This is a genomic window from Virgibacillus sp. SK37 (assembly GCF_000725285.1).
Taxonomy (GTDB): domain Bacteria; phylum Bacillota; class Bacilli; order Bacillales; family Amphibacillaceae; genus Virgibacillus_Q.
On record NZ_CP007161.1, the window covers coordinates 1,064,902 to 1,091,276 of the forward strand.

Here is a 26,375-nt window from a genome sequence, read left to right on the forward strand (position 1 = left end):
TCTTGTTAGTTCCCTAATCATTTCCATTCTAAACCTGTAGAGGATCCTAGTTTGCTTTTTCCAATAATTGCCCCTGATAAAGTTGGTAGTAGTTGCCTTCTTGTGCGAGTAGTTCATCATGGCTGCCTGCTTCAATAATCTTTCCGTGCTCCAGCATGATAATTTTATCCGCTTCTTGGATGGTATTCAAGCGGTGTGCTACAACAAAACTGGTTCTCCCCTCCATGAGGTATGTTAGTGCTTCTTGAATTTTTAATTCGGTAATGGTATCAATATTACTTGTTGCTTCATCAAGAACTAATATGGCAGGCTCTGCTAATAAAGCACGAGCAATGGTTAACAGCTGCTTCTGTCCCTGGCTGATCCCGCTACCAGTTTGATCCAGAACAGTATCGTAGCCATCAGGAAGTTTTTCAATAAAATCATGTGCATTGGCATCCTTTGCAGCTTGAATTACCTCCTGATCGGTTGCTTCCAAGCGGCCATAACGGATATTTTCCATTATTGTAGCATGGAAAAGAAAGGAGTCCTGCAGTACAAAAGCCATGTGTTTCCGGAGATTGGAACGTTTAATATCTTTTAAGTCATGTCCATCAAGTTTTATATTACCTTCATCATAATTGTAAAAACGGGAAATTAAATTTATTATCGTGGTTTTTCCCGCCCCTGTATGGCCGACAAAAGCAACGGTTTCACCAGGTTTCGCCTCAAAGCTAATATCCTTTAAAATGGCATCTTCCTCGTAACCGAAGGAAACATGATCAAAAACAATATGTCCATTGGTTGTATTTAATTCAATAGCACTATCTTCATCTGCTTCTTCTTGAGGTTCATCAATGACTTGGAAAACCCGTTCCGCACCAGCAATGGCTGAAAGAAGGATATTGAACTGGTTGGACAACTCATTCAATGGCCTGGTAAACTGACGTGCGTATTCGGTGAAAATGACAATGACACCAACAGTAATGAACCCCTTAATGGCCAAAATACCACCCACAAGAGCAATTAATCCAAAGCTAAGGAAGTTCAGCATGTTCATTACTTTCGGAATAAACCCGGAAATAGTCAAAGCCCAAAACCCAGATCGGTTTAAATTTGAATTTCGCTCTTCAAATTCTCCAATTACTCGTTCTTCCTGAGAAAAAGCTTTTACTATTAACTGTCCGGATACAATTTCCTCTACATAGCCATTTACTTCACCAAGATCTTTTTGCTGTAATTTATATAAAGGACCTGTACGCTTGGTGATCCAGCGCATGCCAAGAAACATTAATGGAATAATGGACATGGTCACAACGGTCAAAATTGGACTTAGATATAGCATTACTCCAATTGTACCAACCAAAGTTAGTACACTGGAAAAAATCTGAATCACCGATTGGTTTAGCGTGTTATTTACGTTATCAATATCATTGGTAATCCGACTCATTAGTTCCCCATGCTGCCTCTTGTCAAAATAAGAAATGGGCAAGCGGTGAAACTGGTAGAATAAATCCTTTCTTAATGAATAAACCGTATTTTGTGCAATCCCTACCATCCAATAATTCTGCAAAAAGATGGATAGGGAATGGAAAAGATAGATGACAATAAGCCATACTAAGAGAATGCCTAAGCCGGCCGTTTGTTTTGTAACGATGAAATCATCGATGGCCATCCCAATCATGAATGGACCAAGTAAACTAAGCCCAGAGCTAAGAACGACCATGAAAATAACTAGTGCCAGTTTTGTTTTTTCCCGCATCAAATAGGAAGTAATTCGCTTAATGGTTCCTTTGGCATCATTTGCTTTCCGTTTTTTCTCCTTGGAAAGTTTTTCTAAGGGAATTCGCTTATATTGAAAAGGCTCTGTGAATGAATTATTCCGCATATGCATACTCCTTTCCAAACTGAGATTCTACGATGCGTCTATAAAGCTCTGACTGTTTTAATAGTTCTTGATGTGTTCCAAGTGCCAATACATTTCCTTCATCCATTAGTAAAATGCGATCCGCACTTGTTGCAGTTGATATCTTTTGAGTAATAATCAGGATAGTGCAATCATAGTCATCTACTGCTTCCAGTAAGCGAGATTCTGTTGCGAGGTCGAGTGCACTTGTACTATCATCCAGCATAAGAATTTTTGGTTCGCGAATTAATGCACGTGCAATGGAAATACGCTGCTTTTGCCCACCTGAAAGATTGACCCCTTTTTGACCGATTTTGGTATCATACTGATTAGGTAAGTCCATGATCGTATCATGGATTTGAGCATCCTTCGCTGCTTGGATAATTTCATTTTTTGTAGCATCCTGCTTTCCCCATGCAATATTCTCGGTAATGGAACCAGTAAAAAGCAAAGGACTTTGCGGCACAAAACCAATACTTCCACGAAGATGATCTAATGTGTAAGTATCCACGAGCTGATCATCAATATGAACTTCTCCTTTTGTTGTATCAAACAAGCGTGGAATCAACTGGAATAGCGAAGTTTTTCCAGCACCGGTGGCCCCGATAATTGCGAGCTTCTCGCCTGGATTTACTGTAAAGGAAATATTTTTAAGTACTATTTCCTTTGCGGTAGGATACGCGAAAGATACTTCATTGAAGGAAATTTTCCCTTCTGTAACTGTTACTTCCTTGTTGGCATTTTCATTCGTTTCTGAAGCAACCTCCTCGGCAAGCACAGCTTCCAATCGATTGGCAGATGCACGCATGCGGGAAAAAGCCATAATGATAAATGTAAACATGGAAATGGACATAGCTACACGCATAGCATAGTTGACGATCGTCACAACATCACCAACAGATGTTTGACCTGCAATTGCCTGGGCGTTTCCATACCAGATTATAAAAATCAGGCTTAAATTCATTACGAATAACAAGACAGGCATGGATGCTTCCACAAAACGGAAGGTCCGTCGTGTCTCTGTCGCCAGTTCTTCATTTGAAGTAGTAAAACGGGATTCTTCATGTTCACGACGAAAGAATGCCTTAATTAAACGCATGCCGGCCAAATTTTCCTGCATAACACGGTTCACTTGATCGACTTTTGTCTGTACCTGGTCAAACATTTTACTGGCGACTTTCAACACCCATAAAATAAATCCAACAAGCAATGGTACTGTAATAAGGAAAATAAATGCTAACCGTGCATCCACGACAAATGCCATGATGACCCCACCAATTACGATGAGTGGCGCCTTAGCCATAATCCTTAGTGCCATGAATATAGTGTTTTGTACCTGACGAACATCATTAGTAAATCGAGTGACCAGCCCAGATGTCGGAAACTTATTCAAGCTTGCAAAGGAAAAAGCCTGGATTTTAGCAAATAGCTTTTCCCTTATATCATGGGCAAATCCCCAAGCAGCATGTGATGCATAAAAGGAGTTAATGATACCTGCGATAAATGCAGTGAAGGCAAGACCTATCATAATGCTGCCCCACATCACAATATTGGACATGTCCTTCGTAACAACACCATCATTAATCATTTTACCTAGGAAAAACGGGAGTAATAACTCAACCGCCAGCTCAATAAGCATTAAAAGAAATGCAAAAATAGCAGCAAATTTATATGGTTTAATATAGGAAAGAACTGTTCTCATGCTGAACCTCCATATTTGAATGCAAAATTTCTAACTATTATAACAGTATAATAGTATTGTTTAATTTTATCCAACATTCCATTTCGGGTGACGAAGGAATTTAAGGAGGGATTGGTTGCCGTGGTACGATGGATGGGAGTCTCGGGTATGGGGTGAGTTGTCGCGATAGATCAGGAGGTAGTCGGGTAAGAACTGATTTGTTGCTGCAGCTGGAAGATCTGTCTAGAGTGAAAGGAGGCATGTCGCGGATAGCCGGATGATTGTCTCCGTAGAGTCCCAGATTGTCTTGGTAAAGGGATATTGTTCTCGACGGATGAAGTAATTCGTGTTTTTCAAGATATTGAGTTGTAGTGCTGCTTTAACTATCTTTTACTAAAGAACCCTGCTTATACTTATTGTCAGGCGACCGTTTGCCAAAAATGTGTTGCAAAAACATATTGACAAGTTGATGTAAATTTTATATAGTTATATTATTGTCTATTACATACGATTCCGTAGCTCAGCTGGGAGAGCGCATGCTTGACAGGCATGAGGTCGTTGGTTCGAGCCCAATCGGAATCATAACTAGAAAAAGCTGCACCTTATCATATTGAAGGGTGCAGTTTTTTTATTGTTCTTTTGAAAGTGGCATATCTATTTCTAAATCCTCCTAAAAGCTCTGTAGTATTAATTCATACTTCAACTGTACACTCATTTTTTAACCATTCACCCAAAAAAGTTCTATATTCAAAAAGTAGGCATATAAATATAAATAGTGTAAAACAACTTGAATGATAGGATAGGTGATTGCATGGATAAAGATAAATCATCAAGACATCACAACCCGGCTGACAACCTAAAAAATGAGCAGCTGGATCGGTACCGCGTGCAAAATACCGGGAAGCCAATGACGACAAATCAAGGAAGAAAAATATCAAATGACTCGGAGACATTAAAAGCTGGCGAGCGAGGACCTTCATTACATGAAGACTGGCATTATTTTGAGAAAATGTCTCATTTTGTTCAGGAAGAGCAACCGGAAAGAGTTGTTCATGCAAGAGGGTATAGTGCGCATGGAGAGTTTGAGTGTTATCAATCGATGAGGCATGTAACAAAAGCAGGATTTTTACAGGAACCAGGTAAGAAAACTCCTTTAACTGTGCGTTTTTCTACCGTTCAAGGGCCTAGAGGTTCTTATGATACGGCAAGGGATTTGCGGTGTAAGGGTGTTAAGTTTTATACAGAAGAAGGAAATTACGATTTGACAACAATTGCAATGCCTGTACTAATTAACCAAGACCCAATGAAGTTTCCGGATGCGTTACACGCATACCAAGCAAAGCCAGATGATGATATACCAACAGCTTCAGGTGCACATGACTACTTCTGGGATTATGTAGCAAACAATCCGGAGGCACTTCATATGGTTGAATGGATCATGTCGGACAGGGGAATTGTGAGAAGTTACCGCATGATGGAAACTTGGTCTATTAATACGTATTTATTTGTGAATGATAAGGATGTTGCAACATTTGTGCGATTTGTCTGGAAACCTGTGCTTGGTACGCATTCCCTGCTTCAGGATGAGGCTTTAAAAATCGGTGGACTTGATCCGGATTTCCACCGTAGAGACTTACGAGAAGCGATTGATAAGGGAGCATATCCGGAGTATGAATTAGGTGTACAGTTAATTCCTTTAGAAGATGAGTTTAAATATGATTTTGATATTCTTGATCCTGCGAAGTTCTGGCCGGAAGAACTTATTCCTGTTCAACTTATCGGAAAAATGACATTAAATATTAATATTGATAATTACCATACAGAATCTGAACAAGTGGCCTTTAACCCTGCAAATGTGGTGCCTGGAATAGGCTTCTCCAACGATCCTGTGTTACAGGGGAGATTGATTGCATATCATATGGCACAAGTACACCGAATGGGTCCGAACTTCCAAGAGTTACCGATAAACAAACCAATTTGCCCATTTCATAATAATCAGCGCCGAGGACCTATGAGGTATCGAATTGACGTAGACCAGGTAAACTATCATGAAAATTCGTTAGCAAATAACACGCCTTATACAACACCTCCAGAGGCAGGAGGGTATGAGCATTATCCAAAGAAAGTGGAAGGGCATGTTGTGCGTGGACGGAGTGAATCATTCAATGATTTCTTTTCACAACCGAGGATCTTTTGGAACAGCTTAACCTCGGTTGAAAAGCAGCATACGATTCAAGGATTCAGTTATCAGCTTGGAAAGGTAGAAAGTAAATCTGTCCGCCAGCAAAACGTTGATCTTTTGGCAAATGTAGACAATGATTTGGCATGTATTGTAGCTGATAATATTGGTGTGGAACGTCCAACCGGCTCACAGGTTCCTGTTTCAACAAGCTATCCTTCTCTTAGTCAAGCAAAAACTTCTCCTTATTATGCATACACGCAAAAGGTAGGTGTGTTGATTGGAGATGGATTCAACGGTCCCGAGGTAGCAAACGTGCTTCAATTCTTACAGCAGAACGGTGTATTCATTAAAATAATCAGTGACAATCTTGGGACAGTTACTGGAAGTGATGGAACGAAGCTGAAGGTGGATGACACGTTTCTTACTTCAAGCCCTTATTTGGTTGACTCTCTTTATGTTGTTGGCGGAAATGTGAAGCAACAGGAGAAATTTATGCAGGAAGTATTGGATTACGTCCATCATGCTTATAAACATTATAAACCTATTGGGGTTGCGACGAGCGGGCAGTCTTATATTCACACATCAAAAAGTAATAATTTAGCTGGAGTAGTTTTTGCTGCCAACAATCCAGACTTTGGAAAAGATTTTGTGGCAGCTATTGCTCAACAACGTTTTTGGAATAGAACATAAGAAGTTTTTTGTTAAAAGCTTCTAAGAGTGAATAGAGTAACAAACATCATGTTTAAAAGATAGATCAGATGACATATCTTAAAAATTATCTGTTCAGTGGCAAGAATTTCTTAAAAGTCTGTATTCTATTTCAAAAAGGATATAGGCTTTTTTATTTGAACGAGCATAAAAACTTTATTGTAAGACTTTTAAACTTTAGGAGTGTTCTAAGAGGAAAAGATTTTCTAATTCGTAATGATTACTGTTTACAAACGGATGCTTTTTCTTTATACTATTTTTAAATCGTAAACATTTCGTTTTAGATTAATAATTAAGGTGTATTGACTGAACAAACGAATTTAAGTGAAGGAAATTCCGAATTAAATTATGCCGCGCTGAGTCCATTTCGATTTATTGGATTACAGCTGGCATTACATAGGTACATTTGCTTTTGTGATAGGCTTATTCTGTTATGTTCAGTCTTTATTTCTGAGATATAACCGTAATGATTACGATTTATATAATTATTTAAAGGAAGGAAGAGGATGAATTGAAAAGTTTATTGGTTTTACAATGCTGGTCGTATTTCTTATTTCTGTATTGAGTGGATGTAGTAATCCGACATCTAGTTCGACTGGTTCTACAGATGGGGAAGCTACAAAAGAAAATAAGTCGTTGTTAAAGGTATATACGACATTATATCCATTAGAATTTTTTACAAAGCAGATTGGTGGTAACAAGGTGGAGGTTGAATCAATACTACCTCCAGGAGCAGATGCACACACATTTGAACCAGATTCTAAACAAATGGTTGAAATTGCTAAAGCAGATCTGTTTATATATAACAATAAACAAATGGAAGGTTATGCCAAAAGCATAGGTGAAGCCTTGCAAACAGAGGATGTGGAGACATTAGAAGCGAGTGCTGGTATAGAACTGCTCAGTTATACGGATGAACATATTCTTGAAGAGGCAGTTCATGGTGATGAACATGAGCATGGGGAAGATGAGCATCATCATGATGGGGATCATTCAGCAGAAGAACATGGGCAAGAACAACAACACGACGAAACAGCGGATCACAGTCACCATCATGGGGATGAGGATCCACATGTTTGGCTGGATCCAATTCGTTCTATAGAACTAGCACGCCATATAAAAGATAAATTAATTGAAATAGATCCAGAATCTAAAGAAGCATTTGAAGCTAATTTTGCAGCATTAAAAACAAAACTGGAAGAGCTGGATACTGATTACAAAAAGCAACTTAACTCCATGGAGGAAAATGAGATATTAGTTACTCATGCTGCGTATGGATACTGGGAGGATACATATGGATTAAGACAAATAGCAATTTCAGGGCTTTCACCATCCAATGAACCTTCTCAAAAACAACTGAAGAAAGTGATCGATATAGTTAAAGATCATCAAATCAACTACTTGCTATTCGAACAGAATGTAGAGCCGCGTGTTGCTAAAATAATTCAAAAGGAGACAAATGTCCGTTCATTGTATATTCATAACTTGTCTGTATTAACTGAGTCTGATATTGAAAATACCGAAGACTATTTTACACTTATGCAACAAAATCTGGAAACATTAGTGAAGGCATTACAGTAAGGGGAGGGAGCTCAATATAGCTCCCTTATTTATTTTTGTTTAAAAACTTCCAAATTTAGGATCCACCCGCTAAAACTATTCATTGCAAAGTCAGCTCTGTTAGGTAAATTATGGTATGATAAGGAAAAATAAAACTACTATTGTAAACATTCAAGAAAGGACCACTAGGTTTTAAATGTAATAATAATGCCCGGCTTTCCAATACACCTGCTAGAAATAACGGCATGAGGGACGAAGTATCTTTGTGCAAAAAAGGGGAAACGAGATGAAAAAATTAATATGTATTTCAGGCATTTTTTTAGTATTTAGTTACTTGGCTGGTTGCTCGGATGAACAAACTTCGACCTCCATAAAAGTAAAAGAGTCGGAATTATCAGAGAGGGAGGAAGCTATTCTTTTATCAACTACAGAACAGTCATTTATCTTTGATTTCAAAGTCGATTCCTCCTACAAAGAAGTTGAGTTATGGATGGATAAATATGAATTTGGAAAAAAAGCGGGGAAGGTCAATCATCTTATTTCTGATGTTAATGAGAAGGGGTATCTTATGTTTACAATCTCTAAGGAGGCAGGGGAGCAGGATATGTCTGTCTTTAATGTCGGGGTATTTAGCGATGGGGGAACTGGCGCTTTAACGAATGCAGAGCGAATTGGAGAAAAGGGATTGAAGAATATGTCTAGTGTGTGGGCTACAAATCCATTGCTTGCTGAAGATGGAGCGGAAGAAAAAATATTGTCTTCCATTTGCTATAAAAGTGGAGATGGTTCCATGCAGAGCCTTTCAGATGACTTTTACCACGATGTAGAGGGGAATCTCGACAGAATTAAGGAATACGACACCGTGTATCTTTTAAAAGCGAAATTTATTAAAACAGAAATTCAATAGCCTGTTGCAATAGAAAGAGCAAGAATAGTTGTTAGCAGACCTCGCAAATAATTTTCGGAATATATTGAAACCTATATCCGGCGCTACTCGTAATAGGCTTAGGGGTGATGTGAATGCGTGCAGATGTGGCATATGTGAAAGCATGCGTGTTAACTGATCGAGAATCAATACAAGTCAGTATGCGCTGTGCGATGAAAATATTTATTTACAGGCAGGTGTATAGGCCTGGAATGCTTGTTGCCACAGAACAGCGATTAATTTTTCTAGCTGATTCTACTAGAGGCAATGAACTAATGGAGTCATTTGAATATAAGGATATAAAAGAGATACGTAAAAAACGAGGATTGATTAACTCGCAGATTGTCCTAAGGCATAAAAATGATATAGTGAAATTTTCTCGGATTTTAACTGATAATGATGAACGATTGGTTAAAGTGGTTAGAGAAATGATGTTAAAAATCTGTTAAAAGGAAGACCATGGTATCTAAGGATAGAGGAGGGTTCGCTCATGCCAACATTACTGCATCAAAAGATCGCGGCTAAATTAAAATTTGTAGAGGGAGCAAATTTTGTAACGGTTGAAGATACGAAGAATGTGTCTGAAGATGAATTAGTTTATATTATTCAGCATCTTGATTTGTTCTCAAATATAAGAAATGCTGAGAATGTTAGTATTCTGGTAGATGAAAAGTTCACGGAAACGGTTGGGGGCCTTCTGAACAAGAGAAACTTCCAACTAGATGACGAGGTTTTATTTGTGTATAAAGATTTAATGAAATTACCAGAAACAGACCAATTTTATTCTATTAAAACGTTACATAAGATGGACCGTAACTTTTTTATAAGCGTGTGGGCTGATGTGATGAAGCATTCGTGTAATGCCCCCTCCTTATTAAATGTGGAAGATCAGCTCCGCAGTGCTGAAATCGAACTCGGATCGACATATAAAGATTCATGTATATTGGCCTATGAAAATGCTAAGCCACTAGGCGTTATCATGCCACATTTGGAGCCGGGAACCACAGATGAGGGAAGGTTATTTTATTTTGGCCTCGTTCCAAAAGAGCGTGGAAAAGGAAAAAGCGTTATTCTTCATCAACAAGCTTTACAACTGCTGCGCTACCAATTTCATGCATCTCATTACATAGGTTCTACCAGTTTAGACAATTTGCCAATGATTCAAACTTTTGTACATAATGACTGTAAAAAGATAGCAAAAATCAAAGTCTTTAAACGGACGGCAGGTTAAGTGTGTAATCTGAAAGTGTACAGAAGATATCGCTATTTAACCAAAAGGAGTTTTTCAAATGCTGTGGTTTAGACCGATAAATGTAGATAGGGATAGGGACCTTGTGCTTGCATTTCGAAAGGATTCATTTGTAGTAAGCTTTGGAAATGAGAACGATTTTCATGAAGAGGAATATCTGGAATGGCTGAAAGATAAACAGATGGACGAATCAACTGACTTTGTACTGGTACAAGAAGGGGACGCTTATATTGGGCAATTGGAGCTATCCATTCGGCAGTATGAAGGGAAGCGTGTAGGTTATGTTCATCTGTATTACTTGATCCCCGATAAAAGAGGGAAAGGATTGGGTGCGAAATTGCACACCTATGCGGAGAATTTTTTCAGGAGTCAAGGGGTTAGCGAATACCACTTACGCGTTTCACCGACGAATACATCAGCTTTATCTTTTTACCGAAAATTAGGGTTAACTGTAATTGGTGAAGAATTGGATGGAAAAGTGACTCGAATGAGAGGACAAGTAAGTGGGGGAAATGTTAATGGAAGAACAGCTTTTCATAAATGAATTTACTTCCTATTGTACGCGTTATTTGCAATGTGATTTGGTGGGTGTTTATTTACATGGTTCACTGGCTATGGGATGTTACAACCCTCAAAAAAGCGATGTAGATTTATTGGTTGTGGTAAAAAAACAACTTACAGAGGATACAAAGAAGAAACTTATAAGAGAAATACTTCTATTGGAAGAAAAATATCCTTCCTGTCGCTTGGAAATGAGTGTGATTTTGGAGAATGAAGCAAAACATCCGTCTTATCCTACCCCCTTTGAGTTGCATTACTCAAAAGAGCATAAACGGAACTATGAGGAAGATCCCAATTATAGCTGTTCTAACGAATTTGATCCTGATTTAATAGCCCATATGATGATGACGCATTACAGGGGTAAGTTGCTTTACGGAAAAGAAATTCAGCAGACTTTTTCTGCGATTAATAAAGAGGACTATATAGCCGCATGCTTGCAAGACGTGAAAGATTCGCGTTGGAAGATTAGGGAGGACCTTGTATATTATACATTAAATTTATGCAGATTATTGTATTTCTTAGGAGAAGGAATAATAGCATCAAAACGGGAAGGCGGGGAATGGGCGCTGAAGGTACTGCCAAGTAAGTATCATAATTTGGTTGGTACATGTTTAACAGTGTATAACGGTCAACGAACAGAAATGGAGATAGATAAGATCGAAGCAACCAACTTTTCTGATTATATGCTGAAGCAAATAGATAATAGGGGGAAATTAAATTGAATATGACGAAGCTCTCCGCTCGCTTCCAAACCTTTGCTGAAGAGTGTAAAGGTTCAAGCAAACTGTATGAAGTATTAGCTAAAGAGATTGCAAAAGATCAGGATCTGCTCACAATTGCGGCCGGTACGCGAGATGGGCAGCCAGTTCCTAATATGTTATTTGGAGCTGTGCAATACATGCTGCTGAAAAATGCAGAACATGAATTAAGGGGATTTTATAAGAGTATGGTCGTAAATCCGAGAACTGAAACAGAAGCCTTTCCTTTTTTTAGAGACTTTTGCTTAAATTATAAAAACGAAATTAGGAATCTATTAAAAAGCAGACTCGTTCAAACAAATGAAGTGCGTCGCTGTGCATATCTCTATCCCTCCTTTTGCTATGTGTATGAAAAAGTAAAGAAACCATTAGCCCTTATTGAAATTGGCACAAGTGCAGGCTTTCAACTGTTATGGGATACGTACGCTTATTCGTATGGATCAGCTGCCATATATGGGAATACACAGGCAGACATTGTGCTGGAAGCAGAAGTGAGAGAAGGGGAGCTTCCAGATTTTATGCAGGAGCTTCCGCCTGTCAGCAAGCGAATTGGTCTTGATTTACATGTAAATAATGTTCAAGATGTAGAAGATCATCTTTGGCTCAAAGCCCTTATCTGGCCAGAACACGTTGATAGGAGGGAATTATTTGATAAGGTGGCCAGTCAGGTACAGGCTGCAAATCTTCAATTAATAGAGGGAGATGGGGTCGCACTGCTGCCAGAACTTGTTAATCAAATTCCAAAAGATATGGTCGTAGTAGTCTTTCACACACATGTTGCTAATCAGTTCTCGGATCAATTGAAGGAAGACCTCCTCCAAGAAATTCATTCTATTGGCAGTAAGAGGGAGATTTTTCATTTGTATAACAACATATATGACCGTTATTTGCATTTAGAATATTATTTGCAAGGGGAGAAGGTCTCGCATATTGTTGGGGAAACGGAGGGACATGGCAAGTGGTTTACTTGGAATCTAGCAGGTAAATAATGCAGTTGTGTTCCTGTCTCTTAAATCAGCCGACCTCTCTCTCAAATTTCTGAGAAGTCTCTCATACCTGGTCGTTTTTTCTCATTTGAGGGTAGGAGTCTCTCAAACTAGTGGGATGCGGCTCATATAACCAGGTGAGTGTCTTAAATTTGTAGTTTTTCTCTCATTTAAATACATAAAAATATACTTTACAATTAACGATATCTTCTATAGTATAAATAGTTAGAATTTTATTACTTCAGGAGTGTGAGAATGGTGCAAACCTTTGAGTTTTCTGAGACATTAAAAAGACTCCCAGAACAGTTTTTTGCCAGTCTTGTTATGAAAGCAAAAAAGCTGATGGATGCTGGGCATGACGTTATAAACCTTGGTCAGGGAAACCCTGATTTACCGACACCACAACATATTGTGGATGAGTTAAAAGCTGCTGCTGATAATCCAACCTACCATAAGTACTCTCCGTTTACTGGCCAACCTTTTTTGAAACAGGCAATCGCCACTTTTTATAAGCGGGAATATGGAGTAGATATTGATCCAGATACAGAGGTTGCCATTTTGTTTGGTGCCAAAACAGGTTTAGTGGAAATCAGTCAATGTCTGTTAAATCCAGGTGATGTAGCATTAGTGCCAGATCCAGGTTACCCGGATTATATGTCAGGTATCGCTCTGTCAGATGCTATACCAGCTTTTATGCCATTACTTAAGAAAAATGACTTTCTGCCGGACTACAGCAAGATAGATGAAAAGACGTTGGAAAAGGCAAAGCTGTTGTTCTTAAACTATCCCAACAATCCTACTGCAGCAACGGCAAATAAGGAATTATTTGATGAAACAATCGCTTTGGCCAATAAACATAGCATTTGTGTTGTACATGACTTTGCTTATGGTGCGATCGGTTTTGATGGTGAAAAACCTCAAAGCTTTCTACAGTCTGATGGGGCAAAAGACGTTGGGGTAGAAATGTATACGTTATCGAAAACATATAATATGGCTGGCTGGCGAGTTGGTTTCGCGGTTGGAAATCCTTCTGTTATTAAAAGCTTAAATTTAATTCAGGATCATTTATATGTAAGTCTTTTTGGGGCGGTTCAGCAGGCTGCTGAGAAAGCATTGCTTGGTGACCAGACAGCTGTGGAGCGTTTAGTACATACATATGAAAAAAGACGGAATGTATTTGTGGAGAAGCTTCATGAGATTGGCTGGCATGTACCGAAATCAAAAGGAACGTTCTTCACTTGGCTGCCTGTGCCAGATGGCTATACCTCTGAATCATTTTCAGATCTCCTGCTGAACGAAGCGCATGTCGTAGTGGCTCCAGGGAATGGCTTTGGTGAAACAGGGGAAGGTTATGTCCGTGTAGGGCTGCTGGCGAACGAAGAACGATTAATGGAAGCTGCGGAGAGGATCGGGAAATTGAGGATATTTTAAAATAGTAACGAATGAAGGAAGAAAACAATACATTGTTAACTCTCTGTCAAAAGAAATAAAATCCCCTTAATTGCTTTTTTATAAAAGTGATTAGGGGGATTTTTTTGTGGACATGAAAAAACAAGATTCTCTCTAGGTACATATGTATGAATTAGTCACTTGTCTCGGTAGGTTACTTGTTTGTCGCGGTTGGATAGCCTTCTGTCTCGGATAAGAGCATGCTTGTCTCGGTGGGATAGCCTTCTGTCTCGGATAAGAGCATGCTTGTCTCGGTGGGATAGCCTCCTGTCTCGGATGAGAGCATGCTTGTCTCGGTACGTTAGGTGAGAGTCTCGGACAGGTATCGAGTAGTCTCGGTATGGGGAATTTTGTCTCAGTTAGGAGGATTCCCATTTTGTAAAGACTACACGGAAGATTAAAATTCGTATTCTTCCCATTCAAATAGGGAAACGTAAGCTTGGGAGGAATGTTAAAATGGGATATAGGATTTTAATTGTAATTGTATTCATCTGTATATGTTTTCCAATACATTCTGCTGCTGAAAAGACAGCACTGAAAGCTGCTTTCATCCGTGAGCGACAGTTGTGGATAAAAGAGGACGATAAAGAGATACAACTTACCAAAGATCGTTATGTTTCCTCTCCAGAATGGTCAAAGGATGGGCGCTTTATTGCCTTTTTGGATAGAGATATATCAACCGAAAAGGCTCAATTATACATCTATGATTCAAAGGAAGAAGAAATTTATCAACCCTATCCAACGATTGAAACGGAAGAGTTCCATTGGTCGCCAGTATCTAATCAACTGGCTTATTTATCTGGTGGTTTATTAAATGTAACAAAAACAAAGAACGGACGACCGGAAGGCTTTAAAAATGTAAGTTTGGGTGTAAGTAATTTTAATTGGTTCCCAGATGGAAAGGCGTTTATTGTTTCATCACAATCCAACCTGCTTCCGACTGGCTGGGAACCAGTGCATTTATTTAAAGTGCCAGTGGATACGGAACTTCATACAGAAAAAGTAACACCATTTTACACAATGCAGTCGCACAAAGATGACTTGTTTTCTGTTGATGCGACGTTCTTTAAATGGAGTCAGGATGGGAAATGGGTTAGTTTTCTGGCAACACCAACTGCATCATGGGCAATGGACAGCAATACACTTTGTGTAGTTTCGTCAACTGGACAGAATTTTCAAGCAGTAGGAAAAATGCTTTGGTATAAAGATTGGATCCAGTGGTCCCCGTTTGAAAATAGATTAGCATTCATTTCTGGAGAGGGTAGATTTTTCGTTGAGAATAAAAGTACAACTATTTTGGACCTACCTGCATGGAACGAGCAAATGAATTATACTCCTCAAGGATTTGTTGATTTGGATTTGGCTTGGTTAACAGAGAACAAGGTCCTTGTCGCTCGTGCCGAAGAAAATAAGGAGTGGGAAGAAGGGCCGGCCCCAACGATGTTTACCAGCCTTTACGAAATCAATATTAATTCTGGCGAACAGAAGCAAATCTCTTTTCCGAAAGAGAACGAACTGGATATCTCTCCTCAAGTTGTCGGAGCCTATATTACATGGTACAGAACTTCAGAAGATAAAGAACAAGGAGATGTATGGGTGAAAAAAAGTATGGACAAATCACCTTATCGATGGTTACTGAATGTGGATCATGCTCCTGTTTTTTATCAAAAGTAAGAAATTTTCTGACCTTATTAATTTCTTATGCCACAACAGCCATGTCCAGCTATAACGCTCCCCCCTCAAGGTCTGAAAAGCTTTCTTATGAAAATGTAAAAGAATGAAACTTTTCAGCCGCCTCTTTCGTCTTATATAGTACAAGGAGGGCCCGTGATGAAAAAATTATTTGGTCTGGCTATCATTATCTTTAGTATACTTGTTTTTCCAATTGAATCCTTGGCGGTCGATTATTCTATTGATAACTCTCGGATCGATGCTTTTTTACAGTCTGATGGAAGTGTAAAGGTTACTGAAAAGCATACATATCAGTTTGATGGAGAGTTTAATGGGATTACCCGCACGCTAATACCGAAGAATAACACAGAAATTAATGACGTAACTGCAGAAGAAAAGGGTAAAAAACTTAATATTGAACGAGAGGACAACCTATACAAGGTTCATCGTAAAGGTGAAGATGAAAACATTACCATTGAAATTTTTTATACGATTGAAAATGGAGTGGAGGTATTCTCAGATGTCGCCCAATTTTATTGGCCATTCTTTGATGAAAGCAATGAATCTGATTATGGCAACATGAACGTGTTTGTACATCCGCCTGAAACGACAGGGAACGTAATTGCATATGGAGAGGATGCCGCAGCAGACTCAGCAGATATCCAGCGTAATGGTACGGTTCATTTTTCTATGGGCAGTGTGGATAGTGGGGAAAACGGGGATATTCGGGTTGCTTATGATGTTTCACTATTTCCTGGCGCTACAATAACAAAGGATCAGCCGATGAAGCAGGAAATTCTTGCAGATAAAGAGAGTTTGGAAAAAGAGCAGGCAGCATTTGCACATCGGCAAGATTTACTGTCAGGGCTTGCTCCATATATTGTTGGAATTTTTGTAATCTATTTGCTAGTACTTGTCGTTTATGCTGCTAACCAGCGCCGTGCCGTTCAAATGGAAGTAGCACACCAATATGTTTCCGCACATTTCGTGCCAGATTTGATGATGAGCCTTCCTGCGACACTATCCTTTATGAAGTCTGGTTTACTTGATGCTAATGTATTAACTGCCGCTTTACTTGATTTAGTTCGAAAAGGATATGTGAAGAAAGAGAGTGAAGACACGTTCTCTGTTATTCATAAACAAACAGATTATCAGCATGAAAAAATCTTAATCGATTGGTTATTTTATAAAATTGGAGATAATGGGACATTTCATCTTGGTGATTTAAAAAAATATACAGATGAAGAATCCAATCATGAAACATATTGGAAGGACTTCGAAGCATGGAAGCAAGCTGTAAAAGAAGAGGTAAAAGAACATCATTTAGTAGATAAAAAGCCGAAGCTTCGTACGATTATCGGCTTATCCAGTATTATAGTAGCTCCTTTTGCCGTTTTGTTTGGTGTCCATGAATTATTCTTGCCTATGTTTTTGGCTATTATGCTGTTCGGAGCATTGCTGATTTTCGCTGCCTCTTTCCGTGTTAAAACAGTAAAAGGAGCTATCCTATACAAACAGTGGAAGGAATTCCAAGAGAGATACCCTACGATTAGTGACAAAGACTGGCAGGACTTACAGAGTGAGGAGCAACAACGAGCCTTTATCTACAGTTTTGGCTTAAATGATAAACAACTGCATAAAAAGAATGAACAGATAAAAGAAGTGTTACCGCAAAATGATAGATCTAATTCAGATATTTTTGCCTTCTTATTCATAGCCAGCCTGGTTCACAATCAATTCGAAGATTCGCATACCGTAGCTGCTGCAACTACTTCCACGGGAGGGACTCCGGGCGGAGGAGCTGGTGTTGGTGGAGGCGGTGGCGGTTCAGGAGCATTTTAACATAAATGGTGTTAAGTTTATGTGCTTGTAAACAAGTATCTTCTTCGATATGCTGAGGGCAATGATTGGTAAAAGGAGCGTTTCCATGACAGAGAAGGAAGATAAAAAAGAAGAAATGCTTATTCAAGCAGTTAAAACACAGTATTCCATTTTACAACTGCTTGATCGTACATTACTTGATGTATATCAATATGAAAAAGGACAAAAAGCTGAAGAGCAGAATGGTGACCTTTTAAACCTTGCCTACCAAGCAAGAAGCATTATTGCAAAGAAACCAAAGCTAAAAGAAACCTACCGCAAGCTGGAAGAAGAGTATGGTATTCAAATCACCAACCATAACCAGTAAGGAAAGTCGCTTATTTTTACATAAGCGACTTTTTCTAGGTTCTAATAATGTACATGTTTAGGATTATTCAATGACTCGCAAAATAGATAAACGCGAAGTAACTTGATAGTAATGTAAACTTGTTTCGCAAAATAATGTATGGTAAGCAAATACAGCTAGTCCCTGAATATCTGCAGCCGATAGTTTTGCTCTGCAGCCGATAGTTTTTGTTGTTAGTTCGCATTTTCTCCAAATATGAGTGAACAAAATCCATTTGTAACCCATCGCAATAGACCTTTACCTATACAGTGTCTTCCTTGTATGTAATCCAAACAACGTACGTTAACACACCTATTTTTAAAACATACTTCTTTACGCCAACTTGGTTGTCAATTAAGCTAGAGTTTGATGAATGTATTTTAAGGGAAAAGGAATATGCTCAAATATGGAAAGGCTGATTATATGCTCACGCTCTTAAAAAACAGTTGGTCGGACTTTAAGGAGTCCTATCTGCAATATATAACCTTTGAATTTATTTATTCCTTACTCGCAAGCATTTTATTTGCTCCCTTTCTATCGTACATGTTTAATCGTATGTTAACAGTAATTGATGATGGATCATTACTAAATAATGAAGTATTTTCGCTTGGATTAAGTATAAGTGGGATTATGGGGACATTATTTGTTAGCTTTTTCGCTGTTGCTTTTTTATTTGTAGAGTTTGGTGTGCTCATCATTCTTGCAGAAAAAAGTTATTTTAATCAGTCGGTATATATATCGGAAGCTTTTCTGACAGCAGTAAAAAAATTACCAAGATTGCTTGGTTTTGGTTTTATTCCATTAGTTTTTTTGCTGCTTTTATTTATTCCGTTTATTGATGCATCTACATTACCCCCGCTGTTTGATGTGAATATTACGATCTTTCTTACAGACCTGCTGTATGATTCGCTTATTGCCAAGCTTGTTTATCTTTCCTTATTTGTAGGAATGGGATATTTATTTGTTCGTTGGATTTTCGCACTTCATTATATCTTTATTGAGGATAAGTCGATTTGGCAATCATTACGAAGCAGCTGGAATTGTACAAGGAAAAATAAAATCAGGGTAGTATGGTATCTTTTACTCGTTAATATTTTTATTTTTCTAGCAGGATTTGTTTTAATGAACGCAATATCCGAACTTGCTACCATCATAGACTCAAAGGCAATCGGAGATTTTATCGGAAATTATTTACTAACCTTTGCCAGCTATTTCACAATGCTGATGTCTTTAATTTTTATACCGGTTAACATGCTTGTATTGACAAGGTTGTTCTATCAGTTTCAGGAAAGAAAAGGGATACCAATTAAAGATAAGTTGACATTGGGGAAAAGCAATTACTTCCTTCAATTAGAAAAGAAGATTGGACGCTTTTTATCCAGACGAAAATCTTTCTTTATAACTACAACGGTTGTCGTACTTAGCCTTCTGTTTGCAATTAATTATGTGGTGAATGACTCACTTGTCTATTTGAAATGGGATGTGGAAATTGCAAGTCACCGTGGAGATCTCAAACACGCGCCAGAAAATTCGATGAGTAGTATTCGTTCAGCTATCCGTAAAGGTGTTGATGCGGTCGAGGTGGATGTTGCTATGACAAAAGATGGAGTAATCGTTCTAAGTCATGATCTTGATCTGAAGCGTGTAGCTGGGGTATCAGATAAAATAAGTGATCTTACGTTTGAAGAAATAAAGCAAATAGATATCGGTAGACTTTATGGTGAGGAATTTATCGGAGAACGAATTCCTACATTAGATGAAGTACTAAAAGTCATGAAAGAAAATGATACAAAACTGATTATTGACCTGAAATCAGCCGAGCCGGGTAGAGGTTTCGCTGAAAAAATTGTGGAGCTTGTAGAGAAGAATGATTCGGATCATCTGGCATATGTTCAATCCTTCAGTTATGAGTTGTTACAGGATATTCGTAAACGAAATGAAACAATAAAAATTGGCCAAATTCTCTTTTTATCTGCCGGAAACTTATCTAAGCTGGATGTGGATTTTTACACAATACGAGAGAGCATGCTAACAGAACGTTTTATAGAACGAGCCAAAAAGCAAAATCGCGAAGTGTGGGTCTGGACGGTAAACATAAAGAGAAACATGAAAGAAGTACTCAAATACGATATCGATGGAATTATTACGGACTATCCAGAAAGAGCTCAACGTGTATTGGAAATTGGTCTGGAAGGGCAGCGACGTAACTGAAGGCGTGCTGTCCTTTTTTATAAGCAGGTTTTTATGGAGAGCAGATTCATGGCAATTTTATCTAAAAAAGTTGTTTTACTTTGCATGAATTAGGTAATAAAAATAGTATGTCTTGAGTTGTCGCATTAATATGGAAAGAATTATTACGAAATTAACACATCGATAAAGAAGGAGACTTGTGTTTAAATGAATATAAAAAAAGCGATGGAGGAGATGTCGGAAGAAACAGCTAAGCTAACTGGTGTTGTAGCTATTACCATGAGCGGCCCAAGAGCAAACGGAGCTACCCACTTATCTACAGATATGGATTTAGCAATATATTATGATGAAACAAAAGGGTTTAACATAGAGGATGTAAACAATTTAGTTAAAAACTTAGATGATGATAAAAGTGCGGTGTGTACCTCGTTGAATGAATGGGGTACCTTAATGAATGGAGGAGCCAGCCTCACCATCCATGGAGTCCATATAGCTATAATTTTTCGGGATATGCATAAAGTAGTGGATGGGATCACAGCTAATTTACAAGGGAAAAAGAATAAAGATAGATATGCAAGACCATCCTATGTTTATTTAGATGTACTCTATTTGGGTGAACTAGCAATCTGTGAAATTCTTTATGATCCTTATCAATATATTTATCAATTAAAACAAAAAATTACCCATTATCCTGAGCAATTGCATCAAGCACTAATTGAGTTTTATACCTTTGAAGCTTCTTATTCCTTTATGATCATTTCTCATCGTATTGATAACGAGGATGATTGTTTTGTAGCTAGTCATGTTTTGCGAACAATTAGATGTATGAATCAATTATTGTTTACCATAAATCGAGCATGTTGTATCCATAAATACAAAGCTGTACAGTCTATAGAGGTATATTCAACAAGACCTGACAACTACGGTGAGAAAGTAAATGATATTCTACAATCACTAGTCACTACGAAGAAGAGCCGTGCAAAAGGTATGCAAGCACTGCATGATCTTCTTTCTTCCACAGAGGAGTTAGCAGCAATTTGAGCCAGAAGGAATTTCCTTCTGGTTTTTTAGTAGGTATAAAAAAATATATACATATAACAAAGTATTTGAAAAAAGGAGAGGTTATAATTTGGATAGAAAAAAATGGGCAATTGCCTCATTTATCGTCATTATGCTAACCGTTTTTATAAATTTTTTTGGTTATGATTTATTCCATATTCCATCAAGGGAAGGAATATTAATTGTATTAATAATGACCGCAATAGCTTTTATACTCGCATGGATAGGTAAGGGAATATGGCGCCTTCTTACATTTATTGTCATCGTGATGCTTATAGGGACAGCATTGTTTTCATTTTGGTTTGTAGGACAATCGTTGTTTTAAAGCAGTCTTGAAGAAGTGATCGGCGGTTCAGTTTGTTGAATCGACATGTAATAAAAGCACGGTTTTAAACTAGTTCCTCAGAGTTTCTAGCCCTCTTCATTTACTTTCTATATACTGGAGCTAAATATAATAATTGGATTAAGTAAAAGGAATAAGAAGGGGGAGAGGTAAATGAAATATTGGCCTGCAATGTTTTTACTATTTTTAGTCGTGTTACTGGGAGGATGTCAGGGAGATAAAGAACATCGTGTGAAACCATCCGAAATGAATGTGGAGGATTTACCAGATGTAAGAGCCTTCCAGGATGAATTCACAAGAGAATTCCTACAATCAACAGAGGAAACAAGTGAAGGATATTATCCTTTTATGTCAGGGACCGGGGCGTATAAGATGGATTTTCCGGCAGACGGGATTGTTGGGGAAAAAGGGTACGCGATTGAAGGGGAGAGATTTGAAAGTTTTAGAATTGGTGTTAAAGAAAAACAAATCGCCTCTTCAATAAACTTTAAATATAAAAATGAAAAAAGAAATAACGTTGAAGTAAACTTAGACATGCTGAAGACTTCAATGAATAAAAGCCTTCAATTTGAAGAGTTTTCTTTAAAAGACAGAGATATGTATCTTGCTCGATTTGAGAATGAGAGTGGTTCATATGGCATGGTAGGATATATACAAAACAAATTATCAACAGGAGGAGTATCGGCCATATATACTTCTGAATGCACGGAGAGTCCGCAACCCTGTGAAGAGGTAAATGAAATTAATAATAAAAAAATGCTAAATTGGTTAAAATCAATAAAATTTGTAAAAGAGTAAATCAAGTATAGAAAGTATTTGTGGAGGGAAGACACGTGAAATATTGGTTTGCAATGTTTTTACTATTTTTAGTCGTGTTGCTAGGAGGTTGTCAGGAAGATAAAAAACAACGTGTTAAACCATCTGAAATGCATGTGGAGGATTTACCAGATGTGAGAGCATTCGAGGATGAATTTACAAGAGAATTCCTCCAATCAACAGAGGAAACAAGGGAAGGATATTATTCTTTTTTGTCAGGGGCTGGGGCATATAAGATGGATTTTCCCGCTAGTGGAATTGTTAGCGAGAAATCATACTCCATAAAAAAAGATGGATTTGAAAGTTTTTTTATAGGTGTAAACCAACTCGAAAGTGAAGCATTGATTAGCGTTAATTATAATTCTATGTATGTAAATATAGAGTCAATGCAAGATATATTAAGAAAGCAGTTAGATGAAGATCTAAAATTCAATAAATATGATAGTGATGACCTGGAAATCCATGCTGCCACTTTCACAGTACATAAAGGCTATGGCATGGCTGGAATGATTCTTAATAAAAAGTGGGATGGTGGAGGAGTATTAGTAACTTATGAAACTAATTTAATTAACAAAAATAAACAGAGAAAACAAAAAGAAATAATAATTAAATGGATGAAATCATTTAAATTTAATAATATGAAAAACGATTGATGCTGTTTATCTTGGCAGGTTGAAGGGGATGGAGGTGAAAAGACTGTGAAATATTGGATTACAATATTTTTACTGTTTTTTGTAATGTTACTAATAGGATGTCAGGAAGATAAAGAACAACGTGTGAAACCATCCGAAATGCATGTGGAGGATTTACCAGATGTGAGAGCATTCGAGGATGAATTTACAAGAGAATTTCTACAATCAACAGAGGAAACAAGGGAAGGATATTATTCTTTTATGTCAGGGACTAAGGCTTATAAGATGGATTTTCCTGCTGGTGGGATTGTTGGAAAAAAAGGTTATTCTAAGAAGGAGCAAGAGTTTGAATCATATCTTGTAGGTGTAGATGAAGGTAATGGCTTTGAAGCATCAATAAAAATAGATTACTACTCGAAAAAAGGGACAACTTCTGCTGAGTTGGGAATGCTCTCAAAGCAATTTAAACAAAAGCTTAATTTTAAATCGTATGACAAAAATGACAACACTATTTCTCTAGCTAATTTTAAGGAAGACAAGAATAATTTTGGCACTGTGGCATTATTAGATGATAAAAACACAAAGAGAGGGTTGTCACTTATATACGAGACTGAGTGTGTAGGTTCAGATGAAGACTGTGAAATAAAGAAAAAAGCGATGCAGAGTAAAATAGAGAAATGGATAAACTCAATAAAATTTGTGAAATACGACAAAAATATTGAAGCACAATGATCGATTATTAATGTAACACATAACAACAAAACTTATAACTCCCATCCTCAAATATTTTTTCAATATTAATTTTTAGTCTATATTAATAGTATTACCTTGATCATAATTCACATATTAAAACTTTTGACCTACATAACTTATGTGATAAAAGTAGGGTTTTGTAAATTTTTCCACGAAAGACTACCTTTATTATTTTACTCTCTATATACTGAAGTTAGATAAAAATCGGAATACAGAAATAGACGTGCAGCATGGGAGGAATGGTCTGTGAGATATTGGCTTACAGCGTTGTTAGCAATTTTTATTTTTATGTTAGGAGGTTGTCAAATGGATCAAGAAAAAAGCACAAAGCCAGCAGAGATGAGCAAGGAGGATTTACCAGATGTGAGAGCGTTTCAAGATGATTTCACAAGAGAATTCCTTCAATCGACAGAGGAAACAAAGGAAGGATATTATCCTTTTTTGTCCGGAACTGGAGCTTATAAGATGGATTTTCCTGCCGGTGGTATTGTTGGGGAAAAAGGGTACGGTAAAGTGAAAGAAAAAAAAGAGGGTTTCGGTGTAGGTGTATTGAGTAAAAATGGACTGCAATCATCAATAGATTTCAACTATGATTCATACAAAGAATCAGGTAATGTAAATAGCTATATAGATAACCTTAAACAGAGGCTTCAAATGGAGGTTGAATTTAAAGAAGTAAATACGCAAAAAAATCAACAATCATTTTATTATAGTTCGTTTGAAAGAAACGATTTTCAAACTTATGCTGGTTATGTTCAAAACAATGTTGGCAATGGTGGGATACAAGTCGTTTATCAAATAGATTGTAAAAAAACAACTCAATTATGTGAGGAAAATAAACAGGAAAACTTAGACCGGTTTATAAATTGGCTACAATCTATTGAATTTGTCAATGAAAATGGGAAGTGAATATGTAATGAATGAAAATCTTATTAATTCAATAGAATTGAAATTAAGATTAATAGATTTAGAATATGAAAATATTTCTAAGAATGATTTTACAGAAGAAATTAAAAGAATCTATTTAGAGGAGACTGGCGAATTAATCAAAGCTGACATTGAAATACGTAATGCAAAGGATCTTGGTATAGGTAATGAATCTGGATATGATGGGACAGCTATTTACTTTAATTCCGATGAATATGATATAAATGAAGTTTACATCATATCTCAAGGTAGTCAAGGCACAAAAGATTGGAAATATAACCTACAAGCAATGTTAGCTGGTCAAAATATTAGTCAAGCTGAGGACACAAATGAATTTGTGAAAAATGTAATGCGAGAATTTAAGTTGGAAAACGAGCAAACTAAAATGATTGGGTTATCACATTCCCTTGCACATAATAATAACACTACAGCTCATTTATTATATGATAGGTTTGACGAAATCTATAGTATTAATGGAGCACAAACAAATTACTACCAGTTATTGTACGCCGATACAAATTTTAAGGAAGAAGTCATAAGGAAGTTTTCAATTTCTATTGCCAATAGAGACGCCATCTACAACTTAGACCCCAAACAACTGGAAACCTTCGCAAAGGAATACTACAAAGACAAGGCAACGAATGTGCATCAACTTATTTCCAAAGACGATCCTCTTTATGCAGTGAGCGGAGCAAGAGGTTTTTTTACGATTGGTGATGTGAAATATGTGGATACAAACCCTGATTTGCCAGGGTTAAGAAATCTTATGGATGAAATTCCGGATGAAGTTATTAAAGACTTTCAGGAATTAGCTATTGACTATACGGTAGCATCCAAAAAAGGCGGCACTAATGCTGCGATCCAAGAGATAATAGGCGTAAATATGGACTTGGTTAACGAAATTGATGATATTGGCAGTGCAGTCAAAGTATATTTTACTAAACAAGGTGAGATCGATGCCATGGTTCATGGACTGAATGATAAGTTACCTGGAGTTCTTTCCAGAATAAAAACAGTCACTGGAAATGCAGATGTTATTTTTGGAAGGTTAGTAAATGCTGGCTACATTACCGAGGAACAGAAGAATTCATTAGTAACAGAACTAACAGCTATAGAGGTAGAGCTGGATGGTATTCAGGAAACCGTATCCCGATTGACAAGTATAAGGGATATGGGAGATTTTTATGCCCAGCTTGGTGGAGATGCTGCAGCGATCATTAAATTGAAAAGGCATTATAATTCTATTATGGAAAGCTTCGAAGAATTAAATAATGATGATCTGCTGGCTGCTATGGAGGCGATTGGTCAAAGCCATAGTATATCTGAGATGCTTGAAGGCTTGTCTGATAAGAAGAAGTCTTATATGGGTACAGATATGGTCTATACAACTGGCAGTGGCGGAAAGGAAATTCGAGTAAATATATCCGCATCCCTCCGCATGTATACAGATGGAAAAAGTCTGCTTGAAGAAAAGAAAGATGAAATCGGCAAGCTGGATCTTGCCTGGAATACAGAAATTCTCCAGTGCTTTGAAGATGAAAAACGAAAAGTAGTTCATAAAATAAGTGAAATAGAAGGAAGCCCTGGTAGTTATAGAAGCTTGCTTCGTAAACATGTGTATTTTTCCAGACTAGATAAGACTGTGAGAGGAATACAAGTCCATGATGTATTTTATCCACTGAATAATGCGGATTTAGATACAGAGATTACCAGTTTAAGAGAATCAGTTGAAGAAGGTTTTACGTATATTGAAAACTACCGAAAAGCTATTGAAGCATTATTTGATAAAGATGATCATATTGCTACACTTTTTGATTTAGCAGGGAGGTTATAA

The 26,375-nt window shown here is 37.4% G+C and carries 22 protein-coding genes and 1 tRNA gene; 21 read left to right on the forward strand and 2 right to left on the reverse strand.

The window, feature by feature from the left end; genetic code table 11:
- Nucleotides 1–46 precede the first annotated feature (46 nt).
- Complete coding sequence (locus X953_RS05350; RefSeq protein ID WP_040954680.1) at nucleotides 47–1,867, reverse strand: ABC transporter ATP-binding protein; 1,821 nt, start codon at nucleotides 1,865–1,867, stop codon at nucleotides 47–49.
- Complete coding sequence (locus tag X953_RS05355) at nucleotides 1,857–3,587, reverse strand: ABC transporter ATP-binding protein (protein ID WP_040954681.1); 1,731 nt, start codon at nucleotides 3,585–3,587, stop codon at nucleotides 1,857–1,859. The genes X953_RS05350 and X953_RS05355 overlap by 11 nt, the downstream gene beginning before the upstream one ends.
- Before the next feature lie 488 nt (nucleotides 3,588–4,075).
- On the opposite strand from X953_RS05355, the gene X953_RS05360 reads away from it, so the two are divergent.
- The 21 genes from X953_RS05360 to X953_RS05460 all read left to right on the forward strand — a co-directional run bounded on the left by X953_RS05360 (nucleotide 4,076) and on the right by X953_RS05460 (nucleotide 26,375).
- Nucleotides 4,076–4,148: transfer RNA gene (locus X953_RS05360), tRNA-Val, on the forward strand.
- Nucleotides 4,149–4,377: 229 nt separating this feature from the next.
- A complete protein-coding gene (locus tag X953_RS05365; RefSeq protein WP_040954682.1) occupies nucleotides 4,378–6,438 on the forward strand; it encodes a catalase in 2,061 nt (686 codons plus the stop codon).
- Between the two features lie 552 nt (nucleotides 6,439–6,990).
- The gene (locus tag X953_RS05370; protein ID WP_040954683.1) at nucleotides 6,991–8,037 is read left to right on the forward strand and encodes a metal ABC transporter solute-binding protein, Zn/Mn family; all 1,047 of its coding nucleotides are present in this window, start codon (nucleotides 6,991–6,993) and stop codon (nucleotides 8,035–8,037) included.
- Between the two features lie 265 nt (nucleotides 8,038–8,302).
- Complete coding sequence (locus X953_RS05375; protein WP_040954684.1) at nucleotides 8,303–8,923, forward strand: hypothetical protein; 621 nt, start codon at nucleotides 8,303–8,305, stop codon at nucleotides 8,921–8,923.
- Nucleotides 8,924–9,036: 113 nt separating this feature from the next.
- Nucleotides 9,037–9,390 (forward strand): PH domain-containing protein, encoded by a 354-nt coding sequence (locus tag X953_RS05380; protein ID WP_040954685.1) that lies wholly within the window; start codon nucleotides 9,037–9,039, stop codon nucleotides 9,388–9,390.
- A 41-nt stretch (nucleotides 9,391–9,431) separates the two neighbouring features.
- Complete coding sequence (locus X953_RS05385; RefSeq protein ID WP_040954686.1) at nucleotides 9,432–10,172, forward strand: hypothetical protein; 741 nt, start codon at nucleotides 9,432–9,434, stop codon at nucleotides 10,170–10,172.
- Nucleotides 10,173–10,230: 58 nt separating this feature from the next.
- Nucleotides 10,231–10,734 (forward strand): GNAT family N-acetyltransferase, encoded by a 504-nt coding sequence (locus X953_RS05390; protein WP_084715625.1) that lies wholly within the window; start codon nucleotides 10,231–10,233, stop codon nucleotides 10,732–10,734.
- Nucleotides 10,709–11,473, forward strand: coding sequence for an aminoglycoside adenylyltransferase domain-containing protein (locus X953_RS05395; protein ID WP_040954687.1), 765 nt, complete (start codon nucleotides 10,709–10,711; stop codon nucleotides 11,471–11,473). The genes X953_RS05390 and X953_RS05395 overlap by 26 nt, the downstream gene beginning before the upstream one ends.
- 2 nt (nucleotides 11,474–11,475) lie before the next feature.
- Nucleotides 11,476–12,498 carry a DUF2332 domain-containing protein gene (locus X953_RS05400; RefSeq protein WP_040956974.1) on the forward strand — a complete coding sequence of 341 codons (1,023 nt, stop codon included), beginning with the start codon at nucleotides 11,476–11,478 and terminating at the stop codon, nucleotides 12,496–12,498.
- A gap of 252 nt (nucleotides 12,499–12,750) precedes the next feature.
- Nucleotides 12,751–13,926: a pyridoxal phosphate-dependent aminotransferase gene (locus X953_RS05405; RefSeq protein ID WP_156958447.1), complete on the forward strand. Its 1,176-nt coding sequence runs from the start codon at nucleotides 12,751–12,753 to the stop codon at nucleotides 13,924–13,926.
- A 474-nt stretch (nucleotides 13,927–14,400) separates the two neighbouring features.
- Entirely contained in the window at nucleotides 14,401–15,618 is a 1,218-nt protein-coding gene (locus tag X953_RS05410) for a hypothetical protein (protein WP_040954688.1), read from the forward strand.
- Nucleotides 15,619–15,774: 156 nt separating this feature from the next.
- Complete coding sequence (locus X953_RS05415) at nucleotides 15,775–17,457, forward strand: DUF2207 domain-containing protein (protein WP_040954689.1); 1,683 nt, start codon at nucleotides 15,775–15,777, stop codon at nucleotides 17,455–17,457.
- A gap of 85 nt (nucleotides 17,458–17,542) precedes the next feature.
- Nucleotides 17,543–17,803 (forward strand): hypothetical protein, encoded by a 261-nt coding sequence (locus tag X953_RS05420; protein WP_040954690.1) that lies wholly within the window; start codon nucleotides 17,543–17,545, stop codon nucleotides 17,801–17,803.
- Nucleotides 17,804–18,217: 414 nt separating this feature from the next.
- Entirely contained in the window at nucleotides 18,218–20,032 is a 1,815-nt protein-coding gene (locus X953_RS05425; protein WP_052350044.1) for a glycerophosphodiester phosphodiesterase, read from the forward strand.
- A 186-nt stretch (nucleotides 20,033–20,218) separates the two neighbouring features.
- On the forward strand, nucleotides 20,219–21,052 hold the full coding sequence (locus tag X953_RS05430) for a hypothetical protein (RefSeq protein ID WP_040954691.1): 834 nt from the start codon (nucleotides 20,219–20,221) through the stop codon (nucleotides 21,050–21,052).
- Nucleotides 21,053–21,140: 88 nt separating this feature from the next.
- Nucleotides 21,141–21,395, forward strand: coding sequence for a hypothetical protein (locus X953_RS05435; RefSeq protein ID WP_040954692.1), 255 nt, complete (start codon nucleotides 21,141–21,143; stop codon nucleotides 21,393–21,395).
- 171 nt (nucleotides 21,396–21,566) lie between these two features.
- On the forward strand, nucleotides 21,567–22,211 hold the full coding sequence (locus X953_RS19020) for a hypothetical protein (protein WP_052350045.1): 645 nt from the start codon (nucleotides 21,567–21,569) through the stop codon (nucleotides 22,209–22,211).
- Between the two features lie 35 nt (nucleotides 22,212–22,246).
- Nucleotides 22,247–22,882 carry a hypothetical protein gene (locus X953_RS05445; protein WP_052350046.1) on the forward strand — a complete coding sequence of 212 codons (636 nt, stop codon included), beginning with the start codon at nucleotides 22,247–22,249 and terminating at the stop codon, nucleotides 22,880–22,882.
- Between the two features lie 45 nt (nucleotides 22,883–22,927).
- On the forward strand, nucleotides 22,928–23,593 hold the full coding sequence (locus tag X953_RS19025; protein WP_052350047.1) for a hypothetical protein: 666 nt from the start codon (nucleotides 22,928–22,930) through the stop codon (nucleotides 23,591–23,593).
- Between the two features lie 327 nt (nucleotides 23,594–23,920).
- Entirely contained in the window at nucleotides 23,921–24,523 is a 603-nt protein-coding gene (locus X953_RS19030) for a hypothetical protein (protein ID WP_052350048.1), read from the forward strand.
- 7 nt (nucleotides 24,524–24,530) lie between these two features.
- The gene (locus X953_RS05460) at nucleotides 24,531–26,375 is read left to right on the forward strand and encodes a DUF6792 domain-containing protein (RefSeq protein ID WP_040954693.1); all 1,845 of its coding nucleotides are present in this window, start codon (nucleotides 24,531–24,533) and stop codon (nucleotides 26,373–26,375) included.